The sequence below is a fragment of the Mucilaginibacter terrenus genome (genome assembly GCF_003432065.1).
GTDB lineage: Bacteria > Bacteroidota > Bacteroidia > Sphingobacteriales > Sphingobacteriaceae > Mucilaginibacter > Mucilaginibacter terrenus.
Window position 1 is genome coordinate 173,467 of sequence record NZ_QWDE01000005.1, and the last position, 10,416, is coordinate 183,882.

Genomic DNA, 10,416 nt, shown 5'->3' on the forward strand with positions numbered 1-10,416 from the left:
TTATTTGCGGAAAGCGATGCTGAATGTGGTGCCGCGCCCAAGTTCGCTGTCAACCCAAATCTTGCCTTTGTGCTTTTCTACAATGCGCTTAACAATGGCCAGCCCTACTCCGGTGCCTTCAATGTCGCCTACGTTATCCATCCGGTGAAAAAGCTCGAATACGCGCGGAAGTTGTTTTATATCTATGCCCAAGCCGTTATCTGTTACGGTATAAACAACCTCAAGGTCATTCTCCGTACCGTTTATTTCCACCACAGGTGGTTCCGACTTCATTGAGTATTTAATAGCGTTGCTGATGATATTTGCAAAAACCTGCGATATCATTACCGGATCGCCCTGTATGCGTGGAGTGCCGCCAATAGTGATCCTGGTATTTTCTGCATTGTACACCAATACCAGGTCTTTCACCTGATCTTTAATGATTTGCGACACGTCAATGTCAGTTGTTACCGGCTCGCTGCGGCCAATACGGGAGTAGTCCAGCACCTCCTCAATCATGTTATTCATCTTATCGGCACCCTCTCGTATACGGTCCAGCGCTTTAAGTGCCTGCGGCTTAAGTTCCTTGTCCCGGCTTAAGATTTGCGCATAGCTCTTTATAACCGCTATTGGGTTCTTAAGATCGTGCGATATGGTAAAGCTAAACGTGTCCAGCTCTTCGTAAGCTTGTTTCAGGCGCTCGTTCAGCAAGCGTATGGCACCCGCCTTCTGATTAATCGCATAAGAAATCTCACTTTTAAGCCTTACTATAGATTTTACTTCCTCGGCTCCCCACGGCTTTGAAGTACCTGTAACGGTTTGCGACCACTCCTCGAAAGATTTGCGTGGAGAGATCTGCATCATGCCATTACTGCTTACTTCAGCCGGTTTATCAGGATTGCCGGCCCATACTATAGTTTGCAGCTGCTCGGGCTTAAACCAAATTACGTACTCGCCCAGTTCCTTGGAAATGGTAAGCACCATCATGCCCGACGCTACTTCTTTAAACGCCTTAGCCTGCTCGAATTCTGCAGACAGGTGATGCGTATAGTATACCGACTCATTTATATTGGCCTTTATCCACCCGATCAACTCTGTTAGCTGATTATCGGCTGGTGTGTTGCCCAGCTTTTTAATATTGTTCTCAAAAACCAGCACAGCCCCTTTTGCATCGGTAACATCTAATAGCGTCACCGGGTTACCGGTAAGTGCTACCTCTATCTCGTTATCCTTAAGCATCAGTCTGCTTAGCTGGTCAACGGCGGTTTTGTAGCGCTCTTGTATGAACTGATTCTCTTCGTCCTGCCTGAATTCCAGTGCAGACGACAAAATTTGCCCGATAAGCTTTGCCGACTCGCGCGAACGGTAGTCAATAAAACGCGGTGTGTAGTTGTGACAGGCGATGAGGCCCCAAAGTTCCTGCTTATAGATAAGCGATATGCTAAAACTGGAGGCAACACCCATGTTTTTAAGGTACTGGATGTGTATGGGCGATACCGCGCGCAACTGCGACGGGGTAAGGTCCAGCGGTGTAACGTCACCGTTGTCTTCCCGTACAATGCCCGATGGCTCCGTGTTTACGTTAGCTATCAGGCGGGTAAGGTTACGCTTGTATAACTCACGTGCCTGCTGCGGGATATCTGATGCAGGATAGTGCAGTCCCAGCCACGATTGCAGGTCGTCATCTGCAGCTTCGGCAACCACTTCGCCGTGGCCGTCTTCCGCAAAACGGTATATCATTACCCTATCGTATCCAATAACGCTTTTCACCTGCATTACGCTGTTCTTAAGCAGGTTTTGCAGGTTTTTATCGGTAAGCATCTCAGAAAGAGAGCGGCCTATGGCCCTTTGCACATCGGTCTCGCTGTCTGACCGTGCCGGCTCAAACTCCAGCAGGTAATACTCTGCCGACGAAGAAATGATCAGGTGAAAAGGCTTGCCCTGAATATCTGTATTGAATGGATTAGTTTGTTCGAACCCGTTGTTCTTACCAAAAAGAATCAGCTGGCTTATAAAGTTTGGCGGTTCGTTAGTGCCAATCAGCGGCTCAATAGCTGTTACATGTTCACCCAGGATATTGGCTGGCATATTAGGTACAAAAGTGTGCAGATTATCGCTGTGAAAACGCACGACAAACTGTTTATCCATCACGATTAAAAAACCGTGCGCCTGTATTTTGCCCGGGATATGGATAGGCTCCTTATCGCAGTTACTGAGGTCGATGTTCAAAGGAAAATGTTGTTATAGATAGCTAAAAAGCAAATATGAAAATATAAAATCAATTAAGCAAAAATGATAGCCTGTCAGTTAAATAGCTGCCGTTGGCTTAAATTCATAATAAGTTAAAGTATCTAAACCAGTCTGGCAAATTTGTCTGCAACTTAATTTCGCGCTCGGCGTCCTTTAGTTCATATTTACTTTTTTATTCTTTATGCGTATTCGGCTCACCATTCTATTCGCATTATTCATTTCCGGGGCATGGGGACAAGCCAAATTGCCCGTGGCCACAAATTTCAGAAGGGCCTACGCTAACCAAACGCGTGATGTAAGCGGCCGTCCCGGAAAAAAGTACTGGCAAAATACCGCTGACTACGATATTAAAGTGACTTTCGATCAAGGTTCAATTACAGGCACTGAGTCCATACAATACATAAACAATAGTCCGGATACGCTTAAGAAGGTTGTTTTTAAGTTGTATCCGAATATTTTTAAACCTACTGCCATGCGCAACGTGGTTATTGATGACGGTGCCACTGGCGAGGGTGTAACCATCTCGACGATGAGCCTCAACAACAAGGTAATAGATATTAAGAAACGTTCGGTTCGTGGCACCAATCTTTATATCAACAGTGTTGCCATAGCGCCCGGTGCAACTGCCTCCTTTAACATTACCTATAACTACAAGCTAAATGACACTTCTTTTATCCGTACCGGCAGGGTAGAAAATGGTGCTTACATGGTGGCGTATTTTTTTCCACGTATTGCCGTTTACGACGACATAGACGGATGGAACGAATACCCCTACCTAGGTAAGGAAGAGTTTTATAACGATTACTGCAACTTTAAGGTAGCCATTACTACGCCCGGCAAAAACCAGGTTTGGGCAACAGGCGACCTAAAGAACACCGCTGACGTTTATGAACCTGCATTTGCCCAACGAATAGCCTACGCCGAAAATAACGATGCTATAACAGATATAATTACAGAACAAGACCTTAAAAACGGACACATAACTAAAAATGAAAGCGGCAACAACACCTGGCTTTTTGAAGCCCGCAATGTTACTGATTTCGCCTTTGCTGTAAGCGACCATTACATCTGGAAAGCATCAAGCGTAATGGTGGACGCCACCACAAAAAGGCGCACCCGGGTAGATGCGGTGTATAACCCCCAACATACCAATTTTGATCCCGTTGTAAACTTCGCGCGGAAAACCGTCGAGGCAATAAGCTTTAGGGTACCCTGTGTACCTTTCCCTTATTCACACCAAACCATATTTGAAGGATTAGATGCGATGGAATACCCTATGATGGTGAACAACTTGCCTTTTGATAAAAACGATGTGGCTTACTTTACCGCACACGAGATATTTCATGCCCTGTTCCCTTTTTACGTGGGAAGTAACGAAACCAAATATTCGTTTATGGACGAAGGCCCCGCCACCCTGGCAGAATTTACCCTGCGGCCGATGATAGAACCCGGCGCACCGAACGGGTATGACTTATCTTCGGTAAACGACATAGCCGGCAGCGATCAGGATGTGCCTGTAATGACCCTCACTCCGCAGCTTTACGGTAAAGCACGTTTTGCTGATAAGGACCTTAAACCGGCGCTCGCCCTGCATTACCTGAAAGACATGCTGGGTGAAAAGCTTTTTTACACCGCATTAAAGTATTACATCAATGTTTGGAAAGGCAGGCACCCTACACCATACGACTTTTTTTACTGCATGAACGCAGGGGCCAAGGCCAATCTTAACTGGTTTTGGCAAAACTGGTTTTTTGAAAAGGCCATTCCCGATTTAGCCATTAGTAAGGTACAGCGCCAGCAAAATAATTACACTATAAGCATTAACAACATCGGTAAAGCAGCAGTACCAGTACACCTTTCTGTAATTTACCAGGACGGTTATACCCAAACCATCCACCGCAGCATTGAATGCTGGGCTAGAGGTACCGCCTCTTTAAAACTGACCTTCACCGCCAAAGGAAAGATAAGCAAGCTGGTGTTAGGCGATGCTTACGATGCCGATATTGATCCTTCGAATAATGTTGGATGATGAAATAGCCGTAAAGCTTTATGTTCATAATGCTCTACCTGATACACAATGCGTTGTGGTGAATTCAATACTTGCTATCAAGTCAGGCCAACTTTTAAATACCCTAAACCAATCTCAATCAATATAATACCAATCCTTATCTATTTTTTTCAGGCTCTTCCTGTACAACGAATCTGCAGATGAAATCTTCTCCATATCCGGAATGTAAGAAACAGTCTTGCCATCATCCAGGTACAATTGTAATGGTTCGCCCAGTTCGGCAAAGTTTGTTCTAAACCCGGTAACATTAAATGCCTGCAAATCATTTTTCAGCTTAGTTGTAAAGCTTAGGATTTGCTTCTTGCGGCTCGAAGAATCAGCAGATTTATCCCAGTTGTTTATCTCTGATTTATACTCTATAGAATCGCGCACCCACATTAACTTGTCTTTATTTAGCTCCATGAAATAAGCATTTGTTTTGTTTTTGCTGTACGTATACAAAAAATAGTAATTGCCCCCCGGCTTACTAGCAGGCTTTTATGCTGGCACAGTTGCATAAGCCTGTCCCTGTTATTGTATATCCCTGCTAATACCCCTCTTTTACCGTCGCATGCAGATAGCACTACTGCGACTAACAGGATGATTGAGGCAGATTTTTTAAAAAGATTGATCATCAAATAATATTTTTAATTGCTCATGCTCAAGAGGCACAGTAAGCCATGCTTTGGCCAGCTGCACACTTGTGTCAGCGGGGGAATAAGAGAGAGGAATGCAAATAGCCAGCTGATGAGGCGACGAGCAGTATGCTTCCTCTCGGCTTAGCTAATTAATGATATAAACTTCAAATCTATTTATTTAAATGACAGTAACTCGCGCCAGGGTGGTTAATGCGTTTGTCCTAATTATCTCTAAACCGAAACTTTACCTCTTGATTATAATTTAATACAATTTTTGTTTTTGGGCGTTTAAAGATTACGACGTCAAAAGAATTTTTTGTTTTTGAAATCGAGTCGCCTATCTCAAAATAATTTCCCAATTACGTTCAATACGATATTCGAATTTATTATTTAAAACAACGATCATAACATTATGATCGCTAGGGTCTCGATAAATAGTATCGATTTTGCCAAAAAATTCCAGCGACGACGCGTCTTTTAAATATCCACGAATATCTGGCTTTTGTTCGAAAGCCAAGTTAAAAATTAACACTATGATAACGAATCCTGTTATACAAATCACTGCTTTAAAAAATGCTTGGATGTAATTTTATCGGTGCTGATTAAACAATAACCCCCATCCAGTTCGACAGGCACAAGTACGCCTCGCTTTTATCGTCCACTGCATACTTACGCCAGCAAGGGATATTATTATACAGAGCACAAGCTACAAGCTCGCGCCTGCAGAGGTAGTGTAATTACCTATTCCCTATTTAACAAGTAATAGGTTGCTAATAATTTATTTAATGTTTGAATCTTCGATGAATTAGCATCAATCTGACTTATGTCACTTACTTTTTGCTCTATCAGTCCAAACTCTTCGTCGTTGATGATTTTCCCGCGATTTATTATTTGTTCAACACCACTTGACATATCGGAGGAACAAGTACTTAAATCTTTACCAAACTCCGTAAAAAGTGTGTTGTTCAGTTCTTTCAATAATTGATCCGGAGCGTTTAAAGCTATAGCATTTATTTCGTTGTATGCTTGCCTTAAGCCTTTCAAATAAGTCCCGGGTGTTGCTTGCTCAAGATACTTTGCTTTTGTTTCCTCTTCAAAAGCTTGCTTTCTGAGATTAATTAGTTCAGTGTGAGTAGTATTATGGGAGTATATGGCATCTATTACAGCCACGCACCATTTTCTTAAAAATAGAAACTCTGCTTCTTGATGCGCGTTCATTTTTCGTTTCATAATTTATTTAGCAGTTGTAGCATAGCATCTTTCTCAGCCGGTAAGCTTGCAGTTCATATTCAACTGCGTAAGTACTTTTCAGCACCAAATTCGAAACAAAGATCTATTTTCTGATAAACCCAAAACCATAAAGGGCACAGCTACAAGCTCGCGCCAGCTAGGGGCTAGCAGGAGCACCAAAGATTGTAGTATGGCGACCATTGAACATAGATTTGTTCGATTAATTTGTCTGCCTCTTTATTATCTGCCCGCAAAGAGTTTCCATAAGGATCATTCATAAGGGTAAAATTGGCTTTGTCAACCATAATTTTATAAATCCTAGATTCAGGCATATCTATTTTGCTGTAGACTTTTGCCGAGAAATACGCTACTAGTACTTCAATAATTATATCAAAAGAATCCCAGTCTTCCAGTAAATTGAAGTAGATCGACTGCCCATCTTCACTTAGCACTACTTGCTCCATGTTATGCTTTATTTAATACCAACGGCTTTATCAGCTGAGGCGCGGCTTTTTTTGAGAAGATGCAATAATCTTTTCCATAAGTCATTATCCTCTGCCGGTGCGAGATTGCAGCCCTTATCCAAACTTTATAACTACAGTTCGGCACCAAATTAAGACGAAGATCTATCCCTTATAAACTCAAAAACGGGCACAGCTACAAGCTCGCGCTAGCGGGGGTATCTAAACTGTAATTCTGTTTTCAGATAATCCCGTTTCACCTGCCGCTTAGCCAAACTATACAAAATCTACTTCTTTATAAAAAAAGATCATAAAGGGCACAGCTACAAGCTCGCGCTAGCACGCTAATCTCGTCGTCGATTTTTATGAACTATACAAATCATTAGCTTTCCAGGTTTCAAAACGTAAATCATCTGAAATCTTGTTACCTAGAGCTCGGGTGAAGCGCTTGCCGGCATGATAAATATCAAGGTCAGGAAATACTTTGACAGCTTCGTCAAACGAGTGGAAGTGTTGTGAACCAGTTCCATTTTCAGTCAACTTACCGGAACTAACACCGCAAACAATGACCGGCAAAGTCAAAGCCCAGTCATCTAGCGATAGTGCTTGCCCATCTTCAAAGGCAACTTCTATAGTTGCTGGTGCTTGGTCGCGAACGATCTTAAAGCTACCCGGAATTGCATCCTTGAAACTAAATGTCATATCAACACTTATGGTAAATTCATGCTTCAAAAAAACAATTTCCTGCTCCAAACCCTTGAACAACCGCTCTTCTCCATGGAATATAAAATTTAACATCCAATACTTGAAAACCGCTGTTACTAAAAATTGCATTTGATAGATGGCTCCGTCTCTACCTACGCTTAAAATATCTTTTTCGGAGAGCTGGGCAGCTATAATATAGTGCTCCTGTATCTCTACTTCCCGCTTACTCGCAAATCCGATATAAGTGCGGTTTTTTAAAGCCTGCAGAATATGCTTTTCAATTTTATCCTTTTTAATACCTATTAGTTGGTCGGCAAAGCTGGTCATATCTTGTAAGCTTGCTTCGTGCCGAATTAAGATGTCAATGAAAGCAGTTAATTCGTTTAAATGGAAGAAGTGCCGATTGTCTGCAAATTGCTGCCAATCGCTATCTCCAGACAATAAGTAGGCTTTCGTATTATTTGTCTTTACCCAATTTTTTATCGTAGCCAACGCAAAAGCATCTGGAAATTCAGCTTTACGATTCTTCCCCGAGGAGGAGTTAAACGGCGGTTTCTCATTTACATAATCGTGAAATACCTGCATGAACTTAATGCCCCCTGATGAAATGATCGTTATTCGACATTTTGTCTTGAATAACTCATATTGACTTACTAGAGCATTAATAGATTTCTCTTCACTGTAAACAGCAAGAAATTTCCGATAAAGCGGCAAAGATTTTAAAATGCGAGAATCGCTGTTGTTAATTTTAAAAAAAGCAAGCTGCACCTGCTCTTTAATCTTTTTTACAATTTCAAGATTCGTGATGTCTGTCATGAACACTTGAATGCTGCCTTTCGCTGCTAAATCAATGAGAGAAGTAATCTCGTTACTCTCAAAATTGAAGCCTTTGCTGAAGAGGTATTGAGTGTCAATAAAAAGATTTCGCGATTCCAGTTCCATCTAATAGATCAAGTATTTACAAAACTTTCATGTAAGAAAAGTGCGTTATTGAAAACTAATAATTACAATTACTGATAATTGACACCAGTAACGACAACGAAATACCCTACTCCTTAAAAGCTTCGGTCATCATCTGCTGCAGGTCGGCCTGGTGCATTTGTACGGCCTGGCGGCCAAGGTCGGCGCTCTTTTCCATTAGCACGGGCTGCTTTTGTACAAACTTGGCCCCTAGCGGGCTGCGGTAAAAGGCAGCAAGGTCCTTCAGTTCTTTTTCGGTGAACTGCTGCGCATAAAGGCTGGCCATCTGGTCTTTAATGGTTGCCCAGCTTACATATTTGGTTACAAAGGTGTTCATCACCTCTATAAACTTGGTGCGTTTATCTTCGGGTACCGATGCGCTGGCTTGTTTAAGCATTACGGTAATCCCCGATTTGAATTGCGTTTCGGACTGCGAGGCTACCAGTACATCTTCTGCCGCTTTTAACTGTGCGGGCGTTACTGCGGGAGTTTGTGCTTTTGCCGCGATGCAAAACAGCAGGCAGGCCATCAGGAGTTTAAATTTCATCACTAAATCTTTATAAATATTTTCCTAAGATAGAATATCCACATCACCAGCCATAGTATCGCTACAATAAAAATGGCACCCAGCAGCGAGGCATTTACCGGGCTGAAGTACGGCTGAAAAAGCGTTTGATAGATGGATTTATCGCCCAGCTTAATCAGATTTAAATAATGCGGAATAAAGCCCGAAAGCACATAGGCCGTTATGGCATTGGTGCCAAACACCACAAAGGGGTAAGTGAAACGTTTATAGCCCTGCACATCTATCAGCCAGAAACACATCGCCAGTGTTATGGTGGCCAGTCCGCCGGTGTACAGCACAAAAGAGCTTGTCCACAAGGCTTTGTTTATGGGGAAGAAAAGGTCCCACACCAGCGCGGCAACAACAGCAATAACGCCGTAAGTGAACATCCAGGTGGTTTTTATGGTATCGTCGCGGTCCCTACGTTTCAGCCAGGTGCCTACCCGTATGCCAAACAGCCCGGTGGCAATTGCGGGCAGCGTGCCCAGCAGGCCTTCGGGGTCCCACGTGTGCGAGGAACGCCAGAGGTGGTCGGGCGTAAGCAAGGTGCGGTCTACCCAGGCGCCCAGGTTGGTTTCAGGTTCCAGGTTGGCGTAGCCTACACCGGGCACCGGTACAAGGGTCATGAGCAGGTAGTAACCTACCAGTGCTATTACAAATATCCAGTCTCGCGTTTTTTGTGAAGTTTTGAGGTAAAGCACGGTGCAGATAAAATACACCATAGCAATGCGCGGCAATACACCGGGCAGCCGCAGCTTACCCAAGTCAAAGTTCCAGCGGAGGATCATTTGAGTACACCAGGTAATCAGCATCAGGATAACCATGCGGCGCAGGGCGGTCAGTATCATCTTCGACTGGTTCTCTCCGGATGCCTTGCGGCTTTCCATGGCGTAAACGATGGATACACCCACCATAAACAGGAAGAAGGGGAAAACCAGATCGGTAGGGGTGCAGCCGTTCCATACCGAGTGTTCCAGCGGCGCGTAGATGTGGCCCCAGTCGCCGGGGTCGTTCACCAGTATCATAAAGGCAATGGTAGCACCGCGAAAAACGTCGAGGGAGAGCAGGCGCTTAGGTTTGATGGTTGTTGCAGACATCCGTTTTACAAATTGGTGCTGTAATATAGATAATGCCCGCCTAAAAATTAAAGTTTTTAGCGCAGCGGGATTATGCTGCTATTACTTTCATGTAAGATGTTACAAACCGTGTGGTTTTTGCAGGTTTTGGATCGGGTGGAAATCAGTGCCGTGATGATACAGTAAGTGCGGCATTTTGCCTGGTGAAACTGTAACATCGTGTTACAGCGATGAAACGGGGCAATGTTGCCAAGTGCTTGTGATACAGTTGGTTGGCAAAACAGCCATTTCAGGCAAACTGTATCATGGTTCCAAAAACTGTAACACGGGTTTTTGTTAAAACTATGTATCACAGCTTCTTAACTGTTTTTCGACCCGAAAAAGTGTAACAGGTGTAACACGCGCGCGTGTTACACCTGTGGTGTTAGAACTTATACCTGACGAAAGCCTCCATGGCAGCGTATTCGGCCATACCCAGCTTATCGTAGTTCTGCGCGGTTTCGCG

General features: G+C 43.5%; 8 protein-coding genes. 1 reads left to right on the plus strand and 7 read right to left on the minus strand.

Going from position 1 to position 10,416, the window contains the following annotated elements; translation table 11 throughout:
- Window positions 1-2,208: an ATP-binding protein gene (locus DYU05_RS19475; protein ID WP_235854070.1), complete on the minus strand. Its 2,208-nt coding sequence runs from the start codon at window positions 2,206-2,208 to the stop codon at window positions 1-3.
- A 202-nt stretch (window positions 2,209-2,410) separates the two neighbouring features.
- On the opposite strand from DYU05_RS19475, the gene DYU05_RS19480 reads away from it, so the two are divergent.
- On the plus strand, window positions 2,411-4,258 hold the full coding sequence (locus DYU05_RS19480) for a M1 family metallopeptidase (RefSeq protein WP_117384830.1): 1,848 nt from the start codon (window positions 2,411-2,413) through the stop codon (window positions 4,256-4,258).
- Window positions 4,259-4,372: 114 nt separating this feature from the next.
- On the opposite strand, the gene DYU05_RS19485 is transcribed toward DYU05_RS19480, so the two are convergent.
- From DYU05_RS19485 to DYU05_RS19515, 6 genes are all read right to left on the minus strand, one after another.
- Window positions 4,373-4,699 carry a hypothetical protein gene (locus tag DYU05_RS19485; protein ID WP_117384831.1) on the minus strand — a complete coding sequence of 109 codons (327 nt, stop codon included), beginning with the start codon at window positions 4,697-4,699 and terminating at the stop codon, window positions 4,373-4,375.
- 956 nt (window positions 4,700-5,655) lie between these two features.
- Entirely contained in the window at window positions 5,656-6,144 is a 489-nt protein-coding gene (locus DYU05_RS19495) for a hypothetical protein (protein ID WP_133300269.1), read from the minus strand.
- Window positions 6,145-6,308: 164 nt separating this feature from the next.
- Entirely contained in the window at window positions 6,309-6,608 is a 300-nt protein-coding gene (locus tag DYU05_RS19500; protein ID WP_117384834.1) for a hypothetical protein, read from the minus strand.
- A 360-nt stretch (window positions 6,609-6,968) separates the two neighbouring features.
- The gene (locus DYU05_RS19505; protein WP_117384835.1) at window positions 6,969-8,252 is read right to left on the minus strand and encodes a PIN domain-containing protein; all 1,284 of its coding nucleotides are present in this window, start codon (window positions 8,250-8,252) and stop codon (window positions 6,969-6,971) included.
- A gap of 106 nt (window positions 8,253-8,358) precedes the next feature.
- Window positions 8,359-8,817 carry a DUF2059 domain-containing protein gene (locus tag DYU05_RS19510; RefSeq protein ID WP_117384836.1) on the minus strand — a complete coding sequence of 153 codons (459 nt, stop codon included), beginning with the start codon at window positions 8,815-8,817 and terminating at the stop codon, window positions 8,359-8,361.
- A 2-nt stretch (window positions 8,818-8,819) separates the two neighbouring features.
- Complete coding sequence (locus DYU05_RS19515; protein WP_117384837.1) at window positions 8,820-9,932, minus strand: acyltransferase family protein; 1,113 nt, start codon at window positions 9,930-9,932, stop codon at window positions 8,820-8,822.
- Window positions 9,933-10,416: the final 484 nt, after the last annotated feature.